Source organism: Sphingomonas sp. LHG3443-2 (assembly GCF_049896405.1).
In the GTDB taxonomy this organism is placed as follows: Bacteria; Pseudomonadota; Alphaproteobacteria; order Sphingomonadales; family Sphingomonadaceae; genus Sphingomicrobium.
Map to the genome: position 1 here is coordinate 2,382,993 of NZ_JAFCUG010000001.1, position 22,505 is coordinate 2,405,497.

The window sequence follows — 22,505 nt, forward strand, 5'->3', positions numbered from 1 at the left end:
CCTCATGTCAGCAATTGCCGCCAAACAGACGGGCCTAGGCCTTGGTATCTTCAGTCTCGCGCTCGGCGCGGCGGAGCTCTTTGCTCCCCAAAAGATCGCCAAGGGGCTCGGCCTTGACCCCGACGGTTCGGCCAAGAGCGTGATCCGCGCGTTCGGCCTCAGGGAGATTGCCGCGGGAGCGATGCTGGTGCGCGGACCAGCGGTGTCGTTCAACAGCTGGAACCGGGTGTTCGGAGACACGATGGACACGGCCGCGCTTCTGCTGGCGCTGCGCACTTCCAAGAAGCCGGGTGCGGTATTGGGCGCGTTAGCCTTTGTCGGCGCTTGCACCGCGCTGGATCGGTGGACAGCAGGGAAGCTCGACAAGGCTACCGGCGAAGCTATTCCGCTCGACAAGGGCCAGTCGGACATGACCAGCGGCGGACCCTCGGGCGCGTAACCGCGACGGCGAAGGGGCGATCCACGCTGGACCGCACCTTCTTGCTCTTCAGCCGGTCTGTTTGGCGCCCATCGCTTCGGCAAGCTTGCGGACCTTGTCGGCGACCTTGGGATCCTCGGCCCGGTCGGCAGCCTTGGCGGTGTCCTGGCCGATCTTTTCGAGCAGGGTCTTGAGCTTGTCGGTGTCGGGCTCGTCGGCGCTCAGCAGCTTCTCCAGCCGCTCGAGCTCGGAAGCGAGGCCCTTGGCGCCGGTGAAATCGGCCTTGCAGACGGCTTCGGCCCACTCGCCCGCAAGCTTGGCGCCGGCCTTGGGTGTGGTGTTCTCAATGCCCTTGTCGAAGGCATTCTCGGTGGCGACGAAACGCTGCGGCATGTGGTGAAGCTCCTGTTGACTGGGCGGCGGTGTTGGACCCGCCACCCCCTCAACGAAGCCTGCGTTCAAAGGCCGCTACGGCTTATTGGGCAGGAGGTTCAGCGGAACCTCCAACGGCGCAACGATCAGCCGGCGGGGCTGAGCACGGCGCAGGCGATGCGGTCGCCGCTGTTGCCCGAAGGATCGGTGACATTGTCGTCCTCGCCCGCGTGCAGCACCAGCGCCGATCCGTCGGCATCGCGCAAGGCAGCAAGGCTGGCACCGGTCAGCACCACGGTCTCGCGCAGGGTGCCGTTGGCAGCGACCGGCACATTGGCAAGGTCACCCGCATGCGGCCCTTGCGGGTTGGACAGGCCGTGCTTTCGCGACGCGGGGTTCCAGTGCGCGCCGGCGGTGGTGAAGGCCGGCGCGTCACAGCGGCCGACAGCATGGACGTGAATGCCCTTGCGGCCGACCGCGAGGCCGTTGCCTTCGACCCGGAAGCTGACCGCGCCCGGTGTCTCCCACATGCGGACGGTGCCGATCGCCTGTCCGCTGGCGCCGACAAGCGGCACCGACTTGGCGCTGGACGGCGCGTCGCTGGGGGTGGCGCACGCGGCAAGCGACGCCGCGCCGGCAAGGATCAGGCAAAGGCTGGACATCTGGCACATGGGGCGAACTTCTCCTGGAAACGAATGTCTGGTTCCGCCTGAACGCGCCACCACGAAAAAAGGGCGACCCTCCTTGTTCAGGAGGGCCGCCCAGGATCATTCGGGATGGTTCCCGAACCTGGTGGCTTGCGGGCCTTAGAAGGCCTTGCCGTAGGCCTCGTTACCGACGAAGCCCATCTTGGACACGTTCGCCTGCTTGGTCACGACGAGCACCTGATCGACGAGGTCGTAGCGCGCTTCCGGCTCCGGCTGCAGGTGCAGTTCGGGGACCGGGTTCATCTGCTGGGTGATGTCGAGATACTGGCGCAGCTGAACCTGGTTCACCGGGGCGCCATTCCACAGGATGGCATTGCCTTGGGTAACCACGATCTTGTTCTTGACCGGGTCGATAATCTCCTGCTGCGGGTTGTCACCCTGCGGGAGGTCAAGCTTCACGGCGTGGGTCTGCGGCGGGATGGTGATGATCAGCATGATGATCAGCACCAGCATGACGTCGATGAGCGGAGTGGTATTCATCTCCATCATCGGTTCGCCTTCGGAGTTATTCGAAGTCGTCTGCATCGCCATGGGGCGAATTCCTTCTTTTACAGCCGGGTAACGGTTGAACCGGGCGGCGGTTCGGACACGAAACCAACACGGGCAAAACCGGCCCGCTGCATGGTGAAGATGGCCCCGCCGATGCACTTGTACGGCGTGTTCACGTCGCCGCGCAGATGGGCTTCAGGCATGGTTTCATCGGTGAGGTTTTCCGCCCCGCCGACCTTGGCGATGGCATCCTCGAGCGACTTGACCGAGCGGTCGAGCAGGGTCTGGCTGTCGATCGGGGTCATCCCCCAATAGACTTCACAGGTCCCGCCAGGGCCGCCGCGGATGGTCAGCTCAACGTTTTCGGGCTTGGTCTCACGCGCTTCATAGGCAGTTGCCGGAAGCGCGATCGGAACGGTTTCCACCACGACCGGAACCGCGATGAGGAAGATGATCAGGAGCACCAGCATCACGTCCACGAGGGGCGTGGTGTTGATGTCGGACATCGGGACGTCTTCGCCGTCTTCCTTGCCGACACTCATTGCCATGGGAGGATACTTCCCTCTTTAGAAGTGGTTGGCACGCTGGCCCGGAGGTAGGAGCCGGACGCCACACAAGCGCCCGGCTCCCTGAACCGTGGCTTAGCGGCGGTCCACCGTGGTGGTGCCAGTGCCGCCGGCCTGCTGGCCGGTCGAGGTCTGACCGGCGGTCAGCGGCTGGGTGCCGGCTGGGGTCGGAGCAGCGCCCGAACGGGTTTGCGCACCCTTGGCGACCGAAGCCGAACCGGCGTTGGCAGCGCCACCGGCGACGGCGGCAGGCTTAACCTTGCCTTCGCTCATGACGTAGCCGTGCAGGTCGTTGGTGAAGGCCGCGAGGTCTTCCATGATCGACTTGTTGCGGCGGATCAGCCAGTTGTAGGCAAGCACGGCCGGAACGGCGACGACGAGGCCGAGCGCGGTCATGATGAGCGCTTCACCGACCGGGCCGGCGACGGTGCTGATCGAGGCCTGGCCCGACGCACCGATCTTGATCAGCGCGCGGTAGATGCCGACCACGGTACCGAACAGACCGATGAACGGCGCGGTCGAACCGACGGTGGCGAGGAAGGCCAGGCCTTCGCCGAGACGGGCGCCAATGCCACCCTGCGAGCGGGCGAGGCTGTTGGCCATCCAGTCATGCTGGTCGACCGGGTTGGTCAGCTTTCCGTGCTGCTCCTGAGCGACGAGCGTGTCGTCGACGATCGCCCGGTAGGCGCTCTTGGCGTCGAGCTTGCCCGAAGCGTCCTTGAGGTTCGGCGAGTTCCAGAAGCTGGCCCGGACCTTGTTGCCCTGGCTGATGATCTTCTGCTGCTCGAAGAATTTGGTGAACAGGATGTAGAAGGTGCCGATCGACATGGCGACCAGGATGACAAAGGTAGCCCAGGAGATCAGACCACCCTCATTCAGCGCCTGTAGAAGGCCGTAGGGGTTGTCACCCGCCGGAGCGGCGGCCGCGGCGGCCATCAGAGAGACGAAGGTCATAGTGCGTATCCTTAAGTGGAAACCGTTAGATGAAAGGTCGGTGACAATCAGTCCGCAGGCAGGCGCCAGACGATTCGCGTGCTTGTGGTGTCGCTGGTCCGTGCACCGCTGCTGTCCGTCGCCGGGGTGAACCGGGCCCGGCTGCGAAGCAGGCGGCAGGTCGTGCTGTCCAGCGAACTGGACCCCGACGAGCTGGTCACGGTGCAGTTGGTAACACGGCCGTCCGGGCCGATCTCCAGCCGAACACCCGTGGTGCCCTGCTGCTCGTTGCGGATCGCGTCCTGCGGATAATCGTCGTCCGAGAAATAGGAAGCGAGGTTCGCGCGAGCCTTGGCCGGCTGCACCTTCACTGCCGGCGGCGGCGGCGGAGGCGGAGCGGGCGGCGCAGGCGGAGCCGGCGGGATCGGCGGCGCCGTGGTCGTAATGACCGGCGGCGGCGCGACATTCACCGTGCTGACCGGCGGCGGCGGGGTGTTGGTGCGCACCAGAGGCGGCGGCGACACCACCGGCGGCGGCGGGGTTTCAACTTGCTTCTCCGGCGGCGGGGGCGGTGGCTCTTCCGGCGGGGGCGGCGGCTCCTCCTCGACGTCGAAGGTCTTCAAATCCTCAGCGGCCTTCTTCACGACATTGTACGCGAGGCCGGTGATGATCGCATATCCGAGCAGCACATGCAGCAAGGCGACAATGACGATCGAAACCGTCCTGTTCCCGCTCATCTGCCTGCGATTGGCGTAAGACATCCTGCCGCAATTCTCCTCAGGGGTGACCTTCCTTCAGGTCCGGAGCCGCCCAAGGGCAAGCGGTTCCGATCTGATGGGCCGATGGTTCAACATATCATCGGCGGGGTCGGCGCGCTTCCTTAATGTGGCCTCAATGGCGGTGCAATCATATTGTTCCGCCTCTTCAACCGTATGCCGATTTCATTACGGGGCTGAACCAGAAAAGCTGGCGATTTCAACGCCCACCCCTCGGGCGTTCGGATAGACGTCCGGCTTCGAGGTCGCGACGCGAAGTCCTTTCACACCGGCTCGTGCGGCGATCCAATCGTAGATTTCGCGGGCAACCGTCTCCTGCAGATTGAATCGCCGCGACGAAGCGATTCGTTCGATCTCGAGCCGGAGGTGATCGTAGTTCCATGCCTTGGCCGCGAGGTCGCCGTCGGGCGCGGCCGTCTCGTCGAGCCAGACCTCGACGCTGATCAGCAGGCGCTGGGGCGTGCCGATCTCGAAATCGTGGAAGCCGATGTCGGTCATCACCGCCAGACCGTCGAGGTGGATCTTGGCAGAGCGCACCGCCAGCGCGGGCGGCACCAGCCCGTCGAGACGGGGGGTGAACTCGGCAACGTCGGTCATCAAGGCTTGGGCTCCAGAAATTGCACGTCGCGGGGCAGCCGCCAGAAGCGCTGCCCGCCATCAAGCGTGAGCGTCTCGCCGGTGAGCGTGGGCGAGTCCACCAGGAATCGCAGGGCAGCGAGCACGTCCGCTGGCTCGACCCCGCGGCCGAGGGGATTGAAGGCGTGGGTTGCGGCGAAATTGTCTTCGCTTTGCCCTTCGGAAAGCAGCATCAGCGCCGGAGCGATGGCGTTGACGCGGATGCGCTGCCCGCTCAGCGCCCGAGCACTGAGGTCTGTGAGCGTCGCTAGCGCTGCCTTGGATAGGGTGTAGCTGAGGAAATCGGGGTTGGGCGCGGCAAGTTTGGCGTCAAGGATGTTGACCACCAGCCGGTCCCCTTCCCCGCCTGCCGCGGCAAAGGCAGCGGTCAGCAGCGCCGGCGCTGCAACATTGACGGCCATGTGCGCGGAGAGCTCGTCGGCGGAAAAATCGTGCAGGCTGTCGGCGGCGAAGCGCGCGGCATTGTTGACCAGCAAGCCGGGCGGCGCAGGGCAAGCGGCGAGGATGGCTTCGACTGCCTGCTTGCCATCGCTCAGATCGGCCGCTGCGCGGATCGCACCGGCCGGCACCTCGTCCTCTTTGCTGCGGACGTGGGCGATGACTTGCCAACCATCGGCCAGCAACCCTTGCGCCAGCACCCGCCCTACTCGTTTGCCGGCTCCGGTGACGATCGCGACCTTGCTCATAAGCTCGTCCTAGCGGCTGGCCTTGCCTAAACAAACAGCTGGCCTATCTGCGATGCCGATGCCGGAGACCCGTCCCCCGCTTGAGCTTGCCGGGCGCAGCCTCGACGAGATCGCGGCCGCCGCGTCGGCCCGCGGCGGCCCGCCGGTGGATCGCTGGAACCCTTCGCATTGCGGCAACAGCGGGATGCGGATCGACCGCGAAGGGCGCTGGTTCCACGAGGGCAAAAGGATCGAGCGCGAAGCACTGGTGCGCTTGTTCGCTTCGGTTCTGCGGCGTGAGCCCGACGGCCGCCATGTGCTGGTCACTCCGGTCGAGAAGCTCGACATCGAGGTCGAGCTGGCGGCGCTGCGGGTCACGGCCATGAGTCACGAGGGCATAGGCGAGGCGAGGCGGATCGCCTTCCAGCTCAGCGATGGCGGCGCGGTGATCCTGGGGCCTGATCACCCGTTGCGCTTTGTCGACGACCTGCCTCTCGTCGGGGTGCGCCACGGGATCGAAGCCAGCCTGGAGCGACCGGTCTGGTACGAGCTGGCCGAGCTGGCCCTGGCCGAAAATCCGCCGGGCGTGTGGAGCGCGGGCACGTTCTTCCCCTTCCCCACCTCGTGACGCTGACCGAGCGGCTGCGCGCCGCGCTGGATCGTCCGGCCCCGCCGACTTTGCTTGCCGGCGATCTCCTCGACGGTGAGGAAGTGGCAGCGGCGGTGCCGGCGGCCGTGCTGGTGGCGATCACCCGCCGGGCCGAGCCAGGGGTGCTCCTCACCGTTCGGCGTGAGCATCTGCGCACCCATGCCGGTCAAGTTGCCTTTCCGGGTGGCCGGGTCGATCCCGAGGATGCGGACATCGCCGCCGCCGCCTTGCGCGAGGCGGAAGAGGAGATCGGCCTTCCCCGCGCCGCGGTGACCCTTTGGGGCAATGCCGACCCTTATCGCACCGTGACAGGCTATCAGGTGGTGCCGGTCGTCGGTGAGGTCGATGCCGATCTGCCGCTTCTCGCGCAGGAGCAGGAGGTGGCCGACCTGTTCGAGGCGCCGCTTGCCTTTCTTCTCGACCCCGCCAATCAGCGCCGCATGTCTGCTGAGTTTCGCGGCGCGCGCCGCCATTATTACGAGATCGACTGGAACGGCCGCCGAATCTGGGGCGCGACCGCCGCCATGCTGGTCAACCTGACGCGGCGGCTCGAAGCATGACCGACACGAGCGCGCTTCAGGCGATCGTCGAGCGGCCGGGAGTCGCTGCGCTGTTTGCGGCGCTGGGCTCCGGCGAAGCGCGGCTGGTCGGTGGCGCGGTCCGGGACGGGCTGCTCGGGGTCGAGGTCGCCGATGTCGATGTGGCGACTGTGCTCAGCCCGTATGAGGTGATGCGGCGCTGCGGCGCGGCCGGTATCCGCACCATCCCGACCGGCATTGCGCACGGCACCGTCACTGCGGTGAGCAAAGGCGAGACGATCGAGGTCACTACCCTTCGCACCGACCTGGCGACCGACGGGCGTCATGCGACCGTTGGCTTCACGGAGGACTGGCGGGAGGACGCCGCGCGGCGCGATTTCACCATCAACGCGCTCAACTTCGACCCGGCCACGAACGAGGTGCAGGATTATTTCGGCGGGCTTGCCGATCTCGAGGCACGGGCCGTGCGGTTCATCGGCGAGCCGCTGCAACGGATCGCCGAGGACCATCTTCGGATCTTGCGCTTTTTCCGCTTCACGGCGCGGTTCGGGCGCGGGGTGGACGAGGCCGGCCTCGCCGCTTGTGCCGAGCGCGCCAATGATCTGATGGCGCTGTCGCGGGAACGTATCGCGGACGAGTGGCTGAAGCTGCTCGCCCTCCCCGACCCGGTGCCGACGGTGACGCTGATGCTGGAGCATGGCCTGCTAGCGCCCGTGCTGCCCGAGATTGCGTCTGAGGCGCCTTCACGGCTGGCCGCGCTGGTCGAGACCGAGAGGGCGGCCGATGTCGCTCCCGAGCCCCTCCGTCGCTTCTCCGCGCTGCTTCCGGCGGAGCCGCTGGTGGCCGAAAAGGTCGCTGCGCGGCTGAAGCTCAGCAACAAGGTCCGCAAGCGGATGGCCCTGGCCGCCGCGCCTTATGCAGGAGAGCCGCCACGGGCGCTCGCGTATGCGATCGGCGTTGCCGAGACGCAGGACCGTTTGCTGCTGGGGGGAGACGCAGCGGCGGCAGCGGCACTCAGGGGCTGGACCCCGCCGCGTCTGCCGCTCGGCGGCGGGCAGCTCATCGCGCGAGGAATCACGCCGGGCCCCGAGGTAGCGAAGACGCTCAAACGGATCGAACAGCGCTGGGTGGCGGAGGGCTTCCCGGACGAGGCGCGCCTGGAGCAGTTGGTGGCGGACGAAATGGCCGCCACGCGCCACTGATCGCCGGCCAAGCGATGCAACGATGTGCCGGTCGCGGCGGGCGGGCACCGCGGCCGGCACATGTCTTGTCCGGGCTCCGTAGAGCTCCGGCAACGTCGTCCCGGTGCTGCCAAGGGGAAGCGGTGCACCGAAGCGGGGATGATCAGAATAGGCCGCGAATTGGTGTGCGACAGATGGGCTTAGGAAGGTACCAACCCGCCAAGGGTCAGAGACCTGCCTCCACCGCAAGACGGATGAGATCCGCGCTGGTTGGCACGCCGAGCCGCTCCATCAGCAGGGCCCGGTGCATCTTTACCGTCTTCTCGCTAATCTTGAGTTCCCAGGCAATTTGCTTGTTGAGCAGGCCCTTGGCGATCAGTTCCAGCACCTGGCGCTGACGCGGCGGGAGGCTGTTGACGGCAATCACCGCCTTTTCACGCCGGCCGATGAAGATCGACGTGCTTTCAGAGCCAAGCTCGACCTGGCTGCCGAGGAACCAGGTGAGATCGCCCTCCGCGTCGAACAGGGGCGTCACCAGAACCGCGTTGCGAAACGGAGTTCCATCCTTTTTGTAGTTCAGAATGTCGACCAGCACCGACGAGCGGGTGCGGACGCCTTCGCGGATGCGCTCGGTCAGCCAGGGTTCCGTTCCGAGCCCTGACAGGAAGCGGCAGTTGCGCCCGAGGATCTCGCCCTCTGCATAGCCGGTAAGATCGCAAAAGGCCTGATTGGCGACCTCCAGCGGATTATCCGGCTTGCGAGGATTGCTCAAAACGGTCGCGATGGGACTGAATCCCACCGTTTCGATCAGACGTTCATCATCAACCGAAGCCAGCACAGCTCCTCCGCTTCCCTTCCGCAAGGCACTACACCTCTCCAGTGACGGTGGCGAGAGCCAAGCTCAACCCGTCTGCCGGCACCATCACGTCAAACTGGACGGGAACCGGTTTTGTGCCAAGACCATCTCTTCCGGTCGGTGCCCGCCAGTCGAAAATCTTGTTTCACATCCGTATCTTGAGTGCTGCGAGGAGCATTCTGGCCCGCTTTCCACCGTTGCAGGAATGACACAGTTCACGGCCGATGCCCGTTCAGCTTTCGCTTGAGCGAAACTAATTGGCTGCTCTACAGGTTCGGGGCGCCATCAACACTAACTCTCGAGCGAGAAGGGGAAAGCATGCGCAAATACCTCCTGGCAGCCGTCGCAGCGGCAGCCATCACCTCGCCGGCAATGGCCCGCGATGGTGCGGGCTACGTCGGCGTAGACCTGGGTGCGATGATTGTTGAAGACATCAACATCGACGTCACCAATGCAGCCGGCACGACTTTTAACGATTATGCCATCGGCGACCACAAGTACGGTTACGATGTCGGCGTCAACGCTGGTTACGACTTCGGTCTGATCCGCGCTGAAGCCGAAGTGGCCTACAAGCGTGCGAAGCACGACGAGTACAACCTCAACGGCACCATTGTCGAGGCCAACGGCCGTTCGACCTCGCTGTCGGTGATGGGCAACCTGCTCCTCGACTTCGGCGCTGACGATGGTTGGCAGGGCTTTGTCGGCGGTGGCGCCGGCTATGCTCGTACCAAGGTTCGCCTGTCGACCGCGGCTCTCAGCGGCCGCGAACTCAAGGACAGCGGCTTCGCTTGGCAGGTCCTTGCCGGCGTTCGCTATCCGGTCAGCGACAACATCGATTTCGGTCTGAAGTATCGCTTCTTCAACCATGATCTCGATGACGACATCTCGTTTGCTCCGGTGACCACCGTCGCCGGTGAATCGGAATCGCGTTTCCGGTCGCACTCGCTGATGGCCAGCCTGTCGTTCAACCTCGGTGGTGCGGCCCCGCCGCCTCCGCCGCCCCCGCCGCCGCCGCCGCCGCCGCCTCCCCCGCCGCCCCCGCCGACGCAGACCTGCCCGGATGGTTCGGTGATCCTGGCGACCGACGCGTGCCCGGTGCCGCCGCCGCCGCCGCCGCCGCCGCCGGTTGCTCCGGTCCGCGGCTAAGCTCAAGGCGCAGGCCCTTCCGGGGGCCTGCAACTTGCGGTGACGCAAAAGAAGACGGGGTGGAGCTCATCGCTCCGCCCCGTTTTTCTTTGTGCCGTGCGCGGCTCTCTGCGGCGCCTCCGGCACGAAAAAGGGCGAGGCGCCTACCGGTGCCCCGCCCGTCTCATGTCAGTGCCTGAGCGGCGTCCCAGACGCGCTTACGGCGCCCCGCGGGTCGGGCTGGTGTAGGTCGACGCGGCAAGCTGCCGATCCGGTCGGCCGTCCCAGCCATAAGGGTCGCCACGCGACGCAAGCTTGCCGCCGGCGTCCGCTTCCTGCGTGATGTAGGTCAGGTAGATCGGCACGCCTTGCGGCAGCTTGACGAGGACGTCGGCTTCCTTGGTCTGAGGCGCGGGCGCGTTGCCGTGCAGCCAGCGATAAAAGCGCTGCGCATCTTCAAGCCGCACACAGCCGTTCGACAGGTGACGATCGGTCTTGGCGAACTTCGACTTGTCCAGCGTATCGTGGAGGAAGATGTCCTGCCCGCTCGGGAAGGGAATCTTCATGCCGGCGAGGCTGTTGAGCGGCCCCGGACGCTGGCGAACGCGGACAAGGCCCGGATCCTTGGCCAGCGCGGCCCAGTTGACTTCGCTGGCCGGGACCACGGTCGCCTCGTTGGTCCAGTTGGTCATCACCTCGTAGCCGTTGCGCTTGAGGTAGGCGTCGCCGCCCTTCAGCACGCCCGGTGCGATGATCCGCTTGGTGAGCGCAGGCGGCACTTCCCAATAAGGATTGAGATACGCGTAGTGGATGATGCTCGCGATCATCGGCGTGGGCGTGTCGGGCATGCCGACGATGACCTTCATCCGGTCCACGGCCTGGCCATTCTCGTACATGGTAAGCATGGCATTGCCGGCATCGATGAGCGCGTAGCGGCCCGACGACGGAAGCACGCGCGCGCGCTCGAGGTTGGACAGCAGGGCCGGGTCTGCGCTGGTCATGCCGCTGGCGAGCGCCGCATCGCGGAGCGAACGGTAGACGGGGTTCACGTCCGACATGCGGGTAAGCGCGGCGCCGAGGTCCGGCGAGGCGGCGGTAGTCAGCAGGATCTGATCGGGCCGGCTGTGCGGCGCCAGCATCTCATAACCGTAGACCATGCCCTTGGGCGGGGTGCGAAGGTACTGGACATAGGCGACCCACGCCTTGCTCAGCCGGAGCTCGGCATCGCGCATGGCAGCGGCATTGCCGGGAACAGCCGCGGCAAGCGCCGCATCGACATCGGCGGCAAGCGCCGGGCCTGCCGCAAAGCCGTCGATCGGCGCACGGCGGAGCAGGGTCGACAATCGCGAAGCGGCCGCCCGGGTCGCATCGCTACGCAGCCAGATGGGCGCGTCGCCGCGCTGGAAATAGTAGAGCTCGACCGGATCGGTCGGCGCAACCCGCACCACCGCCGGGGCGGGAGGAGCAGACTTGGGCTTCTTGCGGGCTTCGGCAGCGCCAGGGACGGCCAGCAGCGCCAGAATAGTTGTCGAAAGGAGGAGCTTGTTCACCGAGGATCCCCGTTAACCGATGGTTTCCTCAGCCTTTTACCGGTGATGGACTGTCGGGCAAGTGAACCGAGCGCCCAACCGCACTTAATTCGTGCGCTGACCGACAGCCTGTTCGAGGACCGGGCTAATTCGATCGATGGTATAGGGCTTTTCCAGCAAAGGCGCATCCGCGAAGCTGGCGGGCGGCGGTTCGACATGGCCACCGCTGGCGATCACGAAAGGGATGCCGCGCGCGCTGAGCGCTTCGGCGACGGGCCACACCAGCTCGCCCTTGAGGTTCACGTCGAGGATGGCGACGTCGAAGCCGCCCTGCTCACACGCTTCCATCGCATCCGCGAGATTGTCGCAGCTGGCGTGGATCGCGTGACCCAGGGTCTCGAGGAAGTCCTCGAGCATCATCGCGATCAATGGTTCGTCTTCAACGACGAGAATGGAACGCCCCGTGCTCACGCGACGGCCTTTGCAGGTCCGGAACGGTAAGGCAATACTTTTCAGCGGCTTGCGAGGATCCGCCGGGCCGCTTCCGAAAGTTGCTGAACGGAGAAGGGCTTGGGCAGAAAAGCGACGTTCTCGAAGTCGATCGAGCGGCGGAGCTGTTCCTCGGCATAGCCGGACATGAAGAGGATCGGCAGTTCGGGCCGGGTGAGGCGGGCTTCGCGGGCCATGGTCGGGCCGTCCATGATCGGCATGACGACGTCGGTGACCATGAGATCGATTGGTTCACCCCGCGCAACGATCTCGAGCGCTTCCTCGCCATTGGCGGCGGTCAGCACGGTATAGCCCTGGCGGGTAAGCGCGCGCTCGGCGACGGTGCGGACCATGGCTTCGTCCTCGACCAGCAGTACGACGCCGGTGCCCCAGGTTTCTTCGGCCTTGGGCTGCGGCGCGGCAGGCTTGGCCGGCGCTTTGCGCTCTTCCTCGTGGACGGGGAGGTAGATGACGAAGGAGGTGCCCTCGCCCACCTTGCTGTCTGCGAAGATGAAGCCGCCAGATTGCTTCACGATGCCGTACACCGTGGAAAGGCCAAGGCCAGTGCCCTTGCCCACTTCCTTGGTGGTGAAAAAGGGTTCGAAGATCTTGCCCAGCACCGACGGCGGGATGCCGCAGCCGGTGTCGGAGATGCTGAGCGCGGTATAGTCGGCGATGGGCAGGATGTCGGAGCCGAGTTCGGCGACCTGGTCGGCGCTGACCGCATAAGTCTGGATGATGAGCTTGCCGCCGCCGCTGCCAAGCATCGCGTCGCGGGCGTTGACAGCGAGGTTGACGATTACCTGTTCGAGCTGGCCAGGATCGGCGCGAACGGCGCCCAGTTCACGGCCGTGCTTCACCTGCAGCACCACCGTTTCGCCCAGCAGGCGCTTCAGAAGATGACTGACTTCGCTCACCACGTCGGGAAGCTGAAGCACCTGCGGGCGCAGGGTTTGCTGGCGCGAGAAGGCGAGCAGCTGCCGGGTCAGACCCGCGGCACGGTTTGAATTGGACTTGATCTGCTGGATGTCATCGTAATCGCTGTCACCCGGCGTGTGGCGCATCAGCATGAGGTCGCAGTGGCCGATGATCGCTGTCAGGATGTTGTTGAAATCATGCGCAACGCCGCCGGCGAGCTGGCCGACCGCCTGCATCTTCGTCGCCTGTGCGACCTGGCGCTTGAGTTTGGCTTCCTCGCTATTGTCCTTGAGCAGGAGGAGGACGCTGGCTTCGCCGAGGTTGCGGAGGCCCGCGATGGTCAGCGCGACCGGCTCCGTCGGCTGGTGCGGAAGGCGCACGGCAAGGTCGCCCGACATCGCAGGGCCACGGCTGTTGCGGCGGACAGCATCGGCGACGGCCGCCTTGTCTTCCTTGACCACAAGGTCGCTCGGGAAGGCGGGCAGCACCTTGTCCTCGTCCAGCGACGCGGCACGGCGGAAAGCCCCGTTGCTGGTGAGAAAGCGGCCGTCCCGATCGACCAGGGCGAGGCCGAGCGGCATGAGGTCGAGCAGGGCCTGCAGGCTCGCCGGCTCGGCGATGCCCGGCGACTCCCCGGTGGCGAAGAGAAGCGCGAGGCCAGCTGGTTGGCCGGTGCCGGGTTCGGCCGGAATGTGGAGAAGGCGCAGTAGCGGACCGGCGGCACCTTCGGAGGCGAGGCGCACCCTCCCGTCGCCAGCGCCTGCAAGCAGGCTTTCGAGGCTTTGGCCACCGTCGATCGTGGCTTGCGTGCGACGAGTGAATAAGGGGTTGGCCGCGATTACCAAGCCATCGGAATCGACCACCGCGGCAAGGACGCCGGCCTCGCCCAACACCTCTCCTTCCGTGCCGGAGACCCGCGCGGCGAGTACGCCGATGGGGGAACGGCGCGGCCGTGGGAACCGCCAAAGCAGGAGATCGCGTCCGACGCCTACGCGCTCGACCGATACGGTGAGCGGAGCGCCGTCGGCGGGAAGATCGACCACGTGCCCTGCCCCGTCGCGCAACGCGGTGGCCCGTGCTTCGGAAAGCGCAGCAGTCGCCTCGTCACCAAGCCCAAGGGCAAGCGGATTGGCCAGCGTCGGGAAGCGGTGCCGATAGGAGCGATTGACGCTGAGAACCTCACCGTCCGCATCGGTCAGGACGGCCGGATCATGGCACAGGTTCAGCCCGGCCGAGATCAAGGCGAAGTCGGGCGTGGTCGCAGCGGCAAGCTCGGCAGCAGGGAACGCGCGCGGCTTGCGGAAAGCGCCGACCAGCGCCAGCGCGGCCGCCGCGATCCCGAGCGGGATGGCTGCAATCGGCATGGCGGTGGTTGTGGCAACAAGCGCCAGACCACTCAGCAGAGCGGCAAGGATGAGCGGCACTAGCCAGGGCTCGCCGCGAGGGACGGGTTCAGCGTCGATCGCGGCGAGCCTGGCGTGGAGCATCAGCTTACCATACGCGGACGCGCTGCTCGGGCGCCAGATAAAGCTTCTGGCCAGCCTGCACGTTGTACGCCTGGTACCAGGGGTCGAGGTTGCGAACCACCGACACGCGCTGTTCGGACGGGCTGTGCGGATCGGTCAGCAGGCGCTGGCGAGCGGCCGCTTCGCGATACTTGGCCCGCCACACCTGCGCCCAGCCAAGATAGAAGCGCTGGTCGCCGGTGGTGCCGTCGAGCACCGGCGCCTGCGCGCCGTTCAGCGAGTGCTTGTAAGCGTCGTAAGCAACCGTGAGACCGGCGAGATCGCCGATGTTCTCGCCGAGCGTCAGGCGGCCGTTGACCTTGGTTCCCGGGAACGGTTCGTAAGCGTCGTACTGCGCGACGAGCTTGTCGGTCGCCGCCTTGAACGCGGTCACGTCGGCCGGCGTCCACCAGTCGGCGAGACGGCCGTTCTCGTCATACTTCGAGCCCTGATCGTCGAAGTGGTGGCTGATCTCGTGCCCAATGACGGCGCCGATGCCGCCATAGTTGAGCGCCGGATCGGCGTTGGGATCGAAGAACGGCGGCTGCAGGATCGCGGCCGGGAACACGATCTCGCTCATCGAGAAGTTCGCATAAGCATTGATGGTCATGGGGGTCATGCCCCATTCCCAGCGGTAGATCGGCTTGCCGAGCTTGTTGATGTTGTAGGCGTAGTCGAACTGGTTTGAGCGCAGCGCATTGCCGAACGCGTCGTCGCGCGACACTTCCAGCCCGCTCATGTCACGCCACTGATCGGGGTAACCGATCTTGGTGGTGAAATTCGCCAGCTTGGCGCGCGCGCGCTGCTTGGTGGCGGGCGCCATCCAGGTCAGACCGTCGATCCGGCGGCCCATTGCTTCGACGACGTTCTTCACCAGTTCGTCGGCCGCAGCCTTGGTTTCCGGCGGGAAGTATTTGGCGACATAAAGCTTACTGACGTCGTCCTGCAGCACGCCGGTGGTGAAGGACACGCCGCGCTTCCAGCGCACTTCCTGCTCGGGCGTGCCGCTCAAGGCGGTGCCGTAGAAAGCGAACTGTTCCTTGTCGATCGCGGTCGGCAGGACCGGCGCATAGGCGCTGAGCGACCGCACGATGAGCTGATCGCGGATCACGGCCAGCGGCGCACGGCCGAGGATCCGGGCTTCACCGGTGATCGCGCTCGGCTGCGCGACGAGGATGTCGGTGACCCCGTTGGCGCCGCTTTCGCGGATCATGCGGGCGAAGTCGAAGCCGGGCGCGCTGCGGGTGAGCTCAGCCACCGTCATCTTGTTATAGGTCTTGGTCGCGTCGCGGCTGTCGACGCGGGTCCAGTGAACCTTGGCGATGTCCGTCTCGAACGCGAGGATCGCCTGGGCGCGGGCGGCGGCGTTCGATTCGCCGGCCAGCGTCAGCATGTTGGTCAGGTGCTGAAGGTACTTGGCCCGGATCTCGGTGATCTTGGCGTCGTCCTTGAGGTAATAATCGCGGTCCGGGAGCCCGAGGCCGCCCTGATACATCGAGAAGATATAACTGTCGGGGTTCTTGTCGTCCTGACCAACTCCGGCGCCCAACGGGGTGCGGACGCCGTTGCGAGCAGCGGCGGCGTAGAGCGCCGGCAGGGCGGCGCGGTTGTTGAGCGCCTTGATCTGGGCAAGCCAGGGCTGGATCGGAGCCAGGCCCTTGGCGTCGATCGCCGCCTGGTCGGTGAAGCTGGCGTAGACCGCGCCGATCCGGCTGTTCGGATCCTTGGCGGCTTCCTCGATCAGCTCACGGGTGCGCTGCTTGGAAATATCGTCAAGCTTGGCGAACATGCCGTATCCGCTCTTGTCGGCCGGGATCGCCGTGTCGCGCAGCCAGGTGCCGTTGGCATACTCGAAGAAATTGTCACCGGGCTTGACCGCATTGTCCATGCCGGCGGCGTCGAAGCCGTACGTGCCCAGCTCCGGCTTGGGACGGTCCGGGGTGGCGGCGACAGCAACGGCAGTCGGCGCGGGATCAACGGCGGCGGATTCGACCGACACCGGAGTGACGGCGCATCCAGCGAGGGCGGTGGTGGCGGCAAGGCAAACAAGCAATTGCTTCATGGACTTACGCTCTTTCAGCTCAGGATTGGCGATGAAATAACTCGGGACGCACGCGCCTGCGCCACTTGCGGCCGATCCACCAGCGCCAGACGACAATCGACACTCCATAGCCGACGAACGCACATGCCACGGCGATAAAGAACAGGCCGGTGATCATTGCAGGGGCCGCATCGGATAGCAGCCAGGTCGTCCACTGGCTAAGACCGGCGCCGCTACTGTAAAGGGCGTTGAAGGCGGCGAGGTCGGCATGAAAGCCGAGCTCGTTTCCAAGCGCGATGGCCGCGACGAGGAAGAAGGGCGTCGTCGCCGGGTTGGAGAGGAAGGTCATTGCCGCAGCGATCGGAATGTTGGCACGTAGCGGCACCGACAGCAGGGCAGCCCCGACGATCTGGAGCCCTGGAACCATCAGGAAGATACCGACAAACAGTCCGGCGGCCACTCCGCGAGGGACCGAACGGCGGGTGAAGCGCCACAGGTCGGACTGGCGGACCCGCGATCCGAAGGGCTTCAGCCAGCGGCTTTCCAGCACTTCCTCGCGGCTGGGCGTCGCCTTATCGGCGAGCCGGCGGAAGAAGCCGGGCGGATTAGCCATTCGACTTCATCAGCCGCTGCTGCTCACGCTTCCAGTCGCGCTCCTTGATCGTCTCGCGCTTGTCGTGGACCTTCTTGCCGCGGGCGAGCGCGAGTTCGACCTTCGCCTTGCCCTTGCCGTTGAAGTAGATCGACAAGGGCACGAGGGTCAGGCCCTGCCGGTTGATCGCGCCCATCAGCCGCCCGATCTCGCGCTTCTTGAGCAGGAGCCGGCGTTTGCGACGCGGCTCGTGGTTCATCCAGCTGCCGTTTTTGTATTCGGGGATGTGGCTGTTGATCAGCACCACTTCCTCGTCCTCGACGGTGGCATAGCTTTCCGCGATGGAGCCTTCGCCGTTGCGAAGTGCCTTCACCTCGGTTCCCTGGAGCGCGATCCCTGCTTCGAACTTCTGCTCGATGAAATAGTCGAAGCGAACGCGGCGGTTTTCAGCCACGATCTTCTTCTTGTCGAACTCTGGAGAGGGCGGTGCGGTCTTGGACATGGATTGTTCCAAGCCGCATCTAGGCGCTGCGCCCGCCGGGTGAAAGCCACCCCAGCCCAAAAGAGTCGGGTTAATTGACAGGTAACTATCATCCTTAACGGAAAAAGGGCGGAACATGGCGGGTGGCACGCCCGTTGCTTAACCATGAGCATGAAGGCGGATGGCTTTGCACAGCGGGTTGGCCGCTTGTTCGTGATCAAGACACGATGGGAGGCCTGGGCCGTCACCTGGGCGATTGCGTTGGGCGCCGCCGAGCGTGGCAAGCATTACCTTACGCTCTACCCCGGTGCGATTGGGTGGATGTTCTTCGGGATTTGCTGCCTGGTCGTGTTCGTAGCGGGCGCCAAGCTGCTCGACGCGACGCCCAAGGCGTCGGCCAAGCTGCGCCCCGCTCCTGCTCGGACAACCACTCAGCGGCGGCTGCGGCCAATCAGTCGTAGTCGACCCAGAGCGTTCCGTCGGGACGCCGGTTCAGGGTTACGCTTCGCACGTCGCACAGATTGACCGACGACCAGGTGAATTCGGCGCCGTCGACGCGGCCGCGAATATCGAACGCACAGAGCTCACCACCTTGAGCTGGCATGGCGCTGCGCTGGCCAGAGACGAGCGGACCGCCCAGAGCGCGCCAGTTGCCTCGCCCATCGGCGGCACGGATCGACAATGTCGTGAGGGTAGTGCCGGTGCCGTTCACCAGCGCGAAGGGGCCGGGCGTGCTGAGCGCGGCGGCAAGCAGGAGTGCGGCTCCGACCATGGTTTCCCCTTAGCAGAAACCGGCCGGAGTCGCGAGTGATCAGGCAGCGCGGCTGAGGCCTCCCGTCCCATGACGGAACATCGGTGCCGCGGCGCTACGCGAATAGCTTTCGGAAAGCGGCAACGCGGTGCCGCAGAAGCCGCATTCGGCCAGCATTCGACCGATCAGCCAGTGCGTTCGGCCGCAGCCGGGGCAATGATTGACCGCATTCTCGCGGTAAACGGCGTGGTAGCCGCGAAGGGTGGGATTGTAGTTTCTCATCGTCGAAATGCTCGAAGTCAGCATGGCTGCCCCCTCGCTCCAAAAGTTAAGTTCAGGTGAGTAACGAGCGGCGAGTCGTTCGGTTTCAGCGATGATCCGCGAAACCACGGAACCTGTCACCCATCTGCAACGACTTGTTCCGTGATGGCACGATTGTGGATATTAACCCTTTCTCCACCATTCTCCCGCCACTCTCACGTGAAAGGCGGTCTGCCCTGTTCGTGGAGCCAGAAGAATGGAGTCGAACCAGCGCTATTATGCCCGGCGGGCAGCGGAAGAGCGGGCTGCTGCGAGCCGCTCGATGACGGCCGCGGCGCGCGAGTGGCATGCCAAGCTCGCGCTCCAGTTTGCCGCCCGTGCCGCCGCCGCTTGCGACGCCACTGCAACCGCCGCCTGAGGCGCCCTCACCTTTCCGATAGCAAGGCCGTTTCGGGTCTGACATACACCCCGGCCATGCTGATTACGCTTTCCGTCTTTCTGGCTTCCGCGCAGGCGAGCGCCGCTCCGGCGCCGATGATGATCTTCTTCGACAGTGGAGGGCGGGAAATCCGCCATGAATGGGAACCGGTGCTCGACGAGGCGGCCAAGGCTGCGGCAGGCGGCACTCGCCTGCGGGTCACCGGGCATAGCGATCGTCCGGGTAGCGCCGCAGTCAATCGCCGCTTCGCGCTTGGCCGGGCGCAGGTCGTCGCTGACGCGCTGGTCGCGCGCGGGGTTCCCCGATCATCGCTGACGGTCGACAGCGAGGGTGAGGACAATCCGTTCGTTCCGACCGCCGATGGTGTTCGCGAAATCCAGAACCGGCGGGTTGATATCCGTCCTGAGTGACGCACCTGCGGTTGAAGCCAGGCGGGTCCTGCGCCACATGACCCCCATGCTGATCACCACCGAACAGACCCCCAATCCGTCGACCCGCAAGTTCCTGCCGGGCTCCACCGTCATGGAAGCGGGCAGCCGCGACTTTCCCGATGCCGAAAGCGCGGCGGCGAGCCCGCTGGCCGAAGCGCTGTTCGCCACCGGCGACGTCGAGGGCGTGTTCTTCGGGCGCGATTTCGTGTCGGTGACGGCCGCGGCCGACGTCGACTGGGCCGGGCTGGAAATCGACGTCGTGCAGATCCTGCTCGATCATTTCGTTTCAGGCGCGCCGCTGTTCCGCGCCGGCAGCGCGGGCGGCATTTATGTTGCCGCGGACGAGAATGCGACCTTCGACGAAGATCCGGCCGATGCCGAGATCGTCGCCCAGATCAAGGACCTGCTCGAGACCCGGGTCCGGCCTGCGGTGGCGCAGGACGGCGGCGACATCGTCTACCGCGGCTACAAGGGCGGCACCCTGTTCCTTGCCATGCAGGGCGCCTGCGCCGGCTGCCCGAGCTCGGCGGTCACGCTGAAGCGGGGGGTCGAGAACCTCATTCGCCATTACGTGCCCGAGGTGGAGACGGTGGAAGCGGTCTAGGCCGGCGTTGTGGAAGCCGCCGCCGCGCTCTAAATGGCCGCGGATGAAGAGCTTCTCCTTTCTTGTCGCTTCGCTTGCGCTTGTCGCTCCGGCCGCGGCCAAGGCTCCTGCCCTCCACGTCAGCGGGTGGGCCCGCGCGGGCGTCGGCAGCAGCGCCGCTTATGTCAGCGTGCACAATAGCGGCGCGGCGGACCGGCTGATCGGCGCGAGCAGCCCGGCTGCGGCGAGTGTGACGATCCATGACAGCCAGAACAGCGGCGGCGTGATGCGGATGCGCGCGGCAGGTGCGGTTTCTGTCGCTAGCGGCGGGATGATCGCCATGAAGCCGGGCGGTCTTCACATAATGCTGAGCGGCCTTAAGGCGCCGCTCAAGCCCGGCACCACGCTTCCGCTTACCATGCGGTTCGAGAAAGCCGGCCTGGTGCGGGCAAGCCTCCCGGTGCTGCCGCCGGGCGCGCAGGGTCCGGCGGCCGGAGGTCATCATGGCCACTGAAGCGCCTGCGTCGCGGGTGAAGATGCTTCGCCTGATCCTGTGGTCGCTGGTCGGTTTGGCGGCGCTGGGCTTTGCCGGGCTGCTGCTGATGCGTCCTGAGGGGCCGCAAACGTCAAGCAGGGCCGATCCCGGCATGCCGGGCTTCACCATCGGCGCCCCCTTCACACTGACGGGCACGGACGGCAAGCCGTTCAGCAGCGCGCAGGCGCTGGCGGGGCGGCCCTATGCGATGTTCTTCGGCTTCACCAACTGCCCGGATGTGTGTCCCAACACGCTCGGCAAGCTTGCCAAGCTGCGCGGCGAGCTCGGCCAAGGCGACAAGGCGTTCGACATCGTGTTCGTGTCGGTCGACCCCAAGCGGGATACGCCGGCGGTGGTGCGCGACTATGTCGGCCTGTTTGGAACCCCAATGATCGGCCTGACCGGAAGCGAGGAACAGGTTGCGGCAGTGGCGAAGAGCCACGCCATCTACCAGGCCCGCACGCCCAACAAGGAAGCGCCGGGCGGCTATACCGTGGATCACGGCAGCCAGGTGTTGCTGTTCGGGAAGGACGGCAAGTTCGTCTCGACCATCGCGCAGGAAGAAGGCGACGCGGTCGCGCTCGACAAGCTGCGGCGGATCACCGCCTAGAGGCGCATCCCGAGCCAGATCACCGCTTCGGTCGACGCGGCGACAACGGGATCGATGATCCGGGTCCACCACGATCCCGCCACCAGATGCCCGGCGGAAGTGTCGTGGTGCTCCTGCTCTTCCGCGAGGATGAACCGCAGCGCGGCCAGCGCGGCGGCATCCTTGCCGTCGAGCGCCGCAACCTGCTCGTGGAGGTGGCGCAGAACCACTCGCTCGACCGCGACGGTTGTCGCCGCGATGGCATGGCGGCCGAGCAAGCCGGTGACGAACCCCAGGATCGCTCCTCCCGTCCCGCACAGGTGATAGCTGCGGCACCGGGCGACACCCCGTGCCTCGAGCTCGGCGAGAAAGCGGGTCCGGTGGCCCCGCTCATGGTCGCGGAAGTGCCGGAGTTCGTCGACGAGGTCCGGCGCGCGCCAGCGGGCGGCTGCGATCTGGGCGGAATAGATGCAGACCGCGCCATGCTCGCCGGCATGATCGACCTTCATCACCCGGTCGGCGAGGCTTTCGCCAAGCTTGAGGCGCGCCGCGACTGCCAAGGACGTCTCTGCTCTAGCGCCCTACCCGCGCAAGCAATCGCTCAACCGCGGCGATGCTCTCGGGTTCGTCGAAGCTCGGCGCGTGACCGACGTCTTCGATCGTCACCAGCTCGGCATTGTCGCCAAGCTCGCGGAGCATGCGGTCGGCAGTTTCAGCGGAGAAGAGATCGCTGGATGCTCCACGCAGAATCGTGACCGGCCGGCCCTTCAGGTGATCGAGCCACGGCCACAGGTTGGGCTGCGTCGCGTCATTGGCTTCAGCGAACGGCTCGGCGATGCGCATGTCATAGTCGTAGACCACGTGAGCGCCTTCCTCGCGGCAGCAGCGGCGGGCGAAACGCTCCCACTCTTCGGCGCCCCAGCGCGGGTAGACGTCGCCCATGCGGCTCATCATCGCGGTGCCGGCCTCGGCAAAGCTTCCCCAAGTGACGGGCTTACCGACATAGGTGCGGATGCGCTCGATCCCTTCTGGAGAGACCTCCGGCCCGATGTCGTTGAGAAGCGCGCCGGCGATCCGTTCATTCTCCATCGCCGCGATCAGCATGGTGACAAGACCACCGAGCGAGGTGCCGATGAACACCGCATCGGCAATGCCAAGCTGATCGAGCAGCTTGATCACGTCGCGAGCGTAAGTTGCCGGCATATAGCGCGAGGGATCGGGATCGGGCGCGCTGCCACCGCGGCCGCGGAAATCGAGCGCGAGGACGCGCCATTCGCCGGCGAAGCGTTCGGCCACCGGCTCGAAATCGCGGGCATTGCGGGTCAGGCCCGGGAGGCACAGGATCGGCGGCTGGTCGGGATCTCCCCCCGCATAATCGCGGTAATGGAGCCGAAGGCCGTCCGTGCTGTTGTAGTTCCGGTCCTCGTACCGAGCCACTCGCCGCTCCCT

The 22,505-nt window shown here is 65.8% G+C and carries 29 protein-coding genes; 10 read left to right on the top strand and 19 right to left on the bottom strand.

Annotation, left to right across the window (positions count from 1 at the left end):
- Positions 1-4 precede the first annotated feature (4 nt).
- Positions 5-439, top strand: a complete 435-nt coding sequence (locus ACP69Z_RS11910) for a hypothetical protein (protein WP_426267694.1) — start codon at positions 5-7, stop codon at positions 437-439.
- A 48-nt stretch (positions 440-487) separates the two neighbouring features.
- Here ACP69Z_RS11910 and ACP69Z_RS11915 read toward each other — a convergent pair whose 3' ends face one another.
- From ACP69Z_RS11915 to ACP69Z_RS11950, 8 genes are all read right to left on the bottom strand, one after another.
- Positions 488-811: a hypothetical protein gene (locus tag ACP69Z_RS11915; protein ID WP_426267695.1), complete on the bottom strand. Its 324-nt coding sequence runs from the start codon at positions 809-811 to the stop codon at positions 488-490.
- Positions 812-936: 125 nt separating this feature from the next.
- Complete coding sequence (locus tag ACP69Z_RS11920) at positions 937-1,461, bottom strand: superoxide dismutase family protein (protein ID WP_426267696.1); 525 nt, start codon at positions 1,459-1,461, stop codon at positions 937-939.
- Positions 1,462-1,596: 135 nt separating this feature from the next.
- The gene (locus ACP69Z_RS11925; protein WP_426268100.1) at positions 1,597-2,022 is read right to left on the bottom strand and encodes an ExbD/TolR family protein; all 426 of its coding nucleotides are present in this window, start codon (positions 2,020-2,022) and stop codon (positions 1,597-1,599) included.
- A 23-nt stretch (positions 2,023-2,045) separates the two neighbouring features.
- On the bottom strand, positions 2,046-2,534 hold the full coding sequence (locus ACP69Z_RS11930) for an ExbD/TolR family protein (protein ID WP_426267697.1): 489 nt from the start codon (positions 2,532-2,534) through the stop codon (positions 2,046-2,048).
- Between the two features lie 93 nt (positions 2,535-2,627).
- Positions 2,628-3,488 carry a MotA/TolQ/ExbB proton channel family protein gene (locus tag ACP69Z_RS11935; protein ID WP_426268101.1) on the bottom strand — a complete coding sequence of 287 codons (861 nt, stop codon included), beginning with the start codon at positions 3,486-3,488 and terminating at the stop codon, positions 2,628-2,630.
- A 65-nt stretch (positions 3,489-3,553) separates the two neighbouring features.
- Entirely contained in the window at positions 3,554-4,246 is a 693-nt protein-coding gene (locus ACP69Z_RS11940) for a TonB family protein (RefSeq protein ID WP_426267698.1), read from the bottom strand.
- Between the two features lie 183 nt (positions 4,247-4,429).
- Complete coding sequence (locus ACP69Z_RS11945) at positions 4,430-4,858, bottom strand: dihydroneopterin aldolase (protein ID WP_426267699.1); 429 nt, start codon at positions 4,856-4,858, stop codon at positions 4,430-4,432.
- A complete protein-coding gene (locus ACP69Z_RS11950) occupies positions 4,858-5,583 on the bottom strand; it encodes an SDR family oxidoreductase (RefSeq protein ID WP_426267700.1) in 726 nt (241 codons plus the stop codon). Before ACP69Z_RS11950 ends, ACP69Z_RS11945 begins: the two co-directional genes overlap by 1 nt.
- A 52-nt stretch (positions 5,584-5,635) precedes the next feature.
- Between ACP69Z_RS11950 and ACP69Z_RS11955 the strand changes: the two genes are divergently transcribed.
- The 3 genes from ACP69Z_RS11955 to ACP69Z_RS11965 are packed head-to-tail and all read left to right on the top strand — an operon-like array spanning position 5,636 to position 7,952.
- Entirely contained in the window at positions 5,636-6,190 is a 555-nt protein-coding gene (locus ACP69Z_RS11955) for a DUF1285 domain-containing protein (protein ID WP_426267701.1), read from the top strand.
- Positions 6,187-6,771, top strand: coding sequence for a CoA pyrophosphatase (locus ACP69Z_RS11960; protein WP_426267702.1), 585 nt, complete (start codon positions 6,187-6,189; stop codon positions 6,769-6,771). Before ACP69Z_RS11955 ends, ACP69Z_RS11960 begins: the two co-directional genes overlap by 4 nt.
- Positions 6,768-7,952 carry a CCA tRNA nucleotidyltransferase gene (locus ACP69Z_RS11965; protein WP_426267703.1) on the top strand — a complete coding sequence of 395 codons (1,185 nt, stop codon included), beginning with the start codon at positions 6,768-6,770 and terminating at the stop codon, positions 7,950-7,952. Before ACP69Z_RS11960 ends, ACP69Z_RS11965 begins: the two co-directional genes overlap by 4 nt.
- Positions 7,953-8,157: 205 nt before the next feature.
- Here the strand turns inward: ACP69Z_RS11965 and ACP69Z_RS11970 are convergent, their stop codons facing one another.
- Complete coding sequence (locus tag ACP69Z_RS11970) at positions 8,158-8,703, bottom strand: LuxR C-terminal-related transcriptional regulator (protein WP_426267704.1); 546 nt, start codon at positions 8,701-8,703, stop codon at positions 8,158-8,160.
- 402 nt (positions 8,704-9,105) lie between these two features.
- Here ACP69Z_RS11970 and ACP69Z_RS11975 point away from each other — a divergent pair, with 402 nt between their 5' ends.
- Positions 9,106-9,933: an outer membrane protein gene (locus ACP69Z_RS11975; protein ID WP_426267705.1), complete on the top strand. Its 828-nt coding sequence runs from the start codon at positions 9,106-9,108 to the stop codon at positions 9,931-9,933.
- 197 nt (positions 9,934-10,130) lie between these two features.
- On the opposite strand, the gene ACP69Z_RS11980 is transcribed toward ACP69Z_RS11975, so the two are convergent.
- The 8 genes from ACP69Z_RS11980 to ACP69Z_RS12015 all read right to left on the bottom strand — a co-directional run bounded on the left by ACP69Z_RS11980 (position 10,131) and on the right by ACP69Z_RS12015 (position 18,524).
- Positions 10,131-11,462: a L,D-transpeptidase family protein gene (locus tag ACP69Z_RS11980; RefSeq protein WP_426267706.1), complete on the bottom strand. Its 1,332-nt coding sequence runs from the start codon at positions 11,460-11,462 to the stop codon at positions 10,131-10,133.
- An 84-nt stretch (positions 11,463-11,546) separates the two neighbouring features.
- Positions 11,547-11,912, bottom strand: a complete 366-nt coding sequence (locus ACP69Z_RS11985) for a response regulator (RefSeq protein WP_426267707.1) — start codon at positions 11,910-11,912, stop codon at positions 11,547-11,549.
- Positions 11,913-11,953: 41 nt separating this feature from the next.
- Positions 11,954-14,335 carry a response regulator gene (locus ACP69Z_RS11990; protein ID WP_426267708.1) on the bottom strand — a complete coding sequence of 794 codons (2,382 nt, stop codon included), beginning with the start codon at positions 14,333-14,335 and terminating at the stop codon, positions 11,954-11,956.
- 4 nt (positions 14,336-14,339) lie between these two features.
- The gene (locus tag ACP69Z_RS11995) at positions 14,340-16,415 is read right to left on the bottom strand and encodes a M13 family metallopeptidase (RefSeq protein WP_426267709.1); all 2,076 of its coding nucleotides are present in this window, start codon (positions 16,413-16,415) and stop codon (positions 14,340-14,342) included.
- Between the two features lie 19 nt (positions 16,416-16,434).
- Positions 16,435-17,007, bottom strand: coding sequence for a DUF2062 domain-containing protein (locus ACP69Z_RS12000; RefSeq protein ID WP_426267710.1), 573 nt, complete (start codon positions 17,005-17,007; stop codon positions 16,435-16,437).
- Entirely contained in the window at positions 17,000-17,488 is a 489-nt protein-coding gene (gene smpB, locus ACP69Z_RS12005) for an SsrA-binding protein SmpB (RefSeq protein WP_338504807.1), read from the bottom strand. Before smpB ends, ACP69Z_RS12000 begins: the two co-directional genes overlap by 8 nt.
- A gap of 430 nt (positions 17,489-17,918) precedes the next feature.
- Positions 17,919-18,239 (bottom strand): hypothetical protein, encoded by a 321-nt coding sequence (locus tag ACP69Z_RS12010; RefSeq protein ID WP_426267711.1) that lies wholly within the window; start codon positions 18,237-18,239, stop codon positions 17,919-17,921.
- A gap of 39 nt (positions 18,240-18,278) precedes the next feature.
- Positions 18,279-18,524 (bottom strand): hypothetical protein, encoded by a 246-nt coding sequence (locus ACP69Z_RS12015; RefSeq protein ID WP_426267712.1) that lies wholly within the window; start codon positions 18,522-18,524, stop codon positions 18,279-18,281.
- A 211-nt stretch (positions 18,525-18,735) separates the two neighbouring features.
- Between ACP69Z_RS12015 and ACP69Z_RS12020 the strand changes: the two genes are divergently transcribed.
- Genes ACP69Z_RS12020 through ACP69Z_RS12040 form a run of 5 tightly spaced genes read left to right on the top strand, consistent with a single transcriptional unit; the run spans position 18,736 to position 21,077 of the window.
- Complete coding sequence (locus ACP69Z_RS12020) at positions 18,736-18,897, top strand: hypothetical protein (RefSeq protein WP_426267713.1); 162 nt, start codon at positions 18,736-18,738, stop codon at positions 18,895-18,897.
- 56 nt (positions 18,898-18,953) lie between these two features.
- Positions 18,954-19,328, top strand: a complete 375-nt coding sequence (locus ACP69Z_RS12025; protein ID WP_426267714.1) for an OmpA family protein — start codon at positions 18,954-18,956, stop codon at positions 19,326-19,328.
- A 46-nt stretch (positions 19,329-19,374) separates the two neighbouring features.
- Positions 19,375-19,953 (top strand): NifU family protein, encoded by a 579-nt coding sequence (locus tag ACP69Z_RS12030; RefSeq protein ID WP_426268102.1) that lies wholly within the window; start codon positions 19,375-19,377, stop codon positions 19,951-19,953.
- Positions 19,954-19,996: 43 nt separating this feature from the next.
- Positions 19,997-20,446: a copper chaperone PCu(A)C gene (locus ACP69Z_RS12035; protein ID WP_426267715.1), complete on the top strand. Its 450-nt coding sequence runs from the start codon at positions 19,997-19,999 to the stop codon at positions 20,444-20,446.
- Complete coding sequence (locus ACP69Z_RS12040) at positions 20,436-21,077, top strand: SCO family protein (RefSeq protein ID WP_426267716.1); 642 nt, start codon at positions 20,436-20,438, stop codon at positions 21,075-21,077. The genes ACP69Z_RS12035 and ACP69Z_RS12040 overlap by 11 nt, the downstream gene beginning before the upstream one ends.
- Here the strand turns inward: ACP69Z_RS12040 and ACP69Z_RS12045 are convergent.
- Together ACP69Z_RS12045 and ACP69Z_RS12050 are read right to left on the bottom strand one after the other, a co-directional pair.
- Positions 21,074-21,616: a demethoxyubiquinone hydroxylase family protein gene (locus tag ACP69Z_RS12045; protein WP_426267717.1), complete on the bottom strand. Its 543-nt coding sequence runs from the start codon at positions 21,614-21,616 to the stop codon at positions 21,074-21,076. The two genes, ACP69Z_RS12040 and ACP69Z_RS12045, sit on opposite strands and share 4 nt — an antisense overlap.
- 13 nt (positions 21,617-21,629) lie before the next feature.
- Positions 21,630-22,493, bottom strand: coding sequence for an alpha/beta fold hydrolase (locus ACP69Z_RS12050; RefSeq protein ID WP_426267718.1), 864 nt, complete (start codon positions 22,491-22,493; stop codon positions 21,630-21,632).
- Positions 22,494-22,505 lie beyond the last annotated feature (12 nt).

What these genes read in the sequence shown, in the direction of transcription:
- ACP69Z_RS12030 (WP_426268102.1), top strand. Translation starts at nt 19,375, where the DNA reads ATGCTGATCACCACCGAACAGACCCCCAATCCGTCGACCCGCAAGTTC.
- ACP69Z_RS11990 (WP_426267708.1), bottom strand. Translation starts at nt 14,335, where the DNA reads ATGCTCCACGCCAGGCTCGCCGCGATCGACGCTGAACCCGTCCCTCGC.
- ACP69Z_RS12035 (WP_426267715.1), top strand. Translation starts at nt 19,997, where the DNA reads ATGAAGAGCTTCTCCTTTCTTGTCGCTTCGCTTGCGCTTGTCGCTCCG.
- ACP69Z_RS12000 (WP_426267710.1), bottom strand. Translation starts at nt 17,007, where the DNA reads ATGGCTAATCCGCCCGGCTTCTTCCGCCGGCTCGCCGATAAGGCGACG.
- ACP69Z_RS12015 (WP_426267712.1), bottom strand. Translation starts at nt 18,524, where the DNA reads ATGCTGACTTCGAGCATTTCGACGATGAGAAACTACAATCCCACCCTT.
- ACP69Z_RS11935 (WP_426268101.1), bottom strand. Translation starts at nt 3,488, where the DNA reads ATGGCCGCCGCGGCCGCCGCTCCGGCGGGTGACAACCCCTACGGCCTT.
- ACP69Z_RS11975 (WP_426267705.1), top strand. Translation starts at nt 9,106, where the DNA reads ATGCGCAAATACCTCCTGGCAGCCGTCGCAGCGGCAGCCATCACCTCG.
- ACP69Z_RS11940 (WP_426267698.1), bottom strand. Translation starts at nt 4,246, where the DNA reads ATGTCTTACGCCAATCGCAGGCAGATGAGCGGGAACAGGACGGTTTCG.
- ACP69Z_RS11910 (WP_426267694.1), top strand. Translation starts at nt 5, where the DNA reads ATGTCAGCAATTGCCGCCAAACAGACGGGCCTAGGCCTTGGTATCTTC.
- ACP69Z_RS11925 (WP_426268100.1), bottom strand. Translation starts at nt 2,022, where the DNA reads ATGCAGACGACTTCGAATAACTCCGAAGGCGAACCGATGATGGAGATG.
- ACP69Z_RS12020 (WP_426267713.1), top strand. Translation starts at nt 18,736, where the DNA reads ATGGAGTCGAACCAGCGCTATTATGCCCGGCGGGCAGCGGAAGAGCGG.
- ACP69Z_RS11945 (WP_426267699.1), bottom strand. Translation starts at nt 4,858, where the DNA reads ATGACCGACGTTGCCGAGTTCACCCCCCGTCTCGACGGGCTGGTGCCG.
- ACP69Z_RS12025 (WP_426267714.1), top strand. Translation starts at nt 18,954, where the DNA reads ATGCTGATTACGCTTTCCGTCTTTCTGGCTTCCGCGCAGGCGAGCGCC.
- ACP69Z_RS11950 (WP_426267700.1), bottom strand. Translation starts at nt 5,583, where the DNA reads ATGAGCAAGGTCGCGATCGTCACCGGAGCCGGCAAACGAGTAGGGCGG.
- ACP69Z_RS11915 (WP_426267695.1), bottom strand. Translation starts at nt 811, where the DNA reads ATGCCGCAGCGTTTCGTCGCCACCGAGAATGCCTTCGACAAGGGCATT.
- ACP69Z_RS11965 (WP_426267703.1), top strand. Translation starts at nt 6,768, where the DNA reads ATGACCGACACGAGCGCGCTTCAGGCGATCGTCGAGCGGCCGGGAGTC.
- smpB (WP_338504807.1), bottom strand. Translation starts at nt 17,488, where the DNA reads ATGTCCAAGACCGCACCGCCCTCTCCAGAGTTCGACAAGAAGAAGATC.
- ACP69Z_RS11955 (WP_426267701.1), top strand. Translation starts at nt 5,636, where the DNA reads ATGCCGATGCCGGAGACCCGTCCCCCGCTTGAGCTTGCCGGGCGCAGC.
- ACP69Z_RS11920 (WP_426267696.1), bottom strand. Translation starts at nt 1,461, where the DNA reads ATGTGCCAGATGTCCAGCCTTTGCCTGATCCTTGCCGGCGCGGCGTCG.
- ACP69Z_RS12040 (WP_426267716.1), top strand. Translation starts at nt 20,436, where the DNA reads ATGGCCACTGAAGCGCCTGCGTCGCGGGTGAAGATGCTTCGCCTGATC.
- ACP69Z_RS12010 (WP_426267711.1), bottom strand. Translation starts at nt 18,239, where the DNA reads ATGGTCGGAGCCGCACTCCTGCTTGCCGCCGCGCTCAGCACGCCCGGC.
- ACP69Z_RS11930 (WP_426267697.1), bottom strand. Translation starts at nt 2,534, where the DNA reads ATGGCAATGAGTGTCGGCAAGGAAGACGGCGAAGACGTCCCGATGTCC.
- ACP69Z_RS11995 (WP_426267709.1), bottom strand. Translation starts at nt 16,415, where the DNA reads ATGAAGCAATTGCTTGTTTGCCTTGCCGCCACCACCGCCCTCGCTGGA.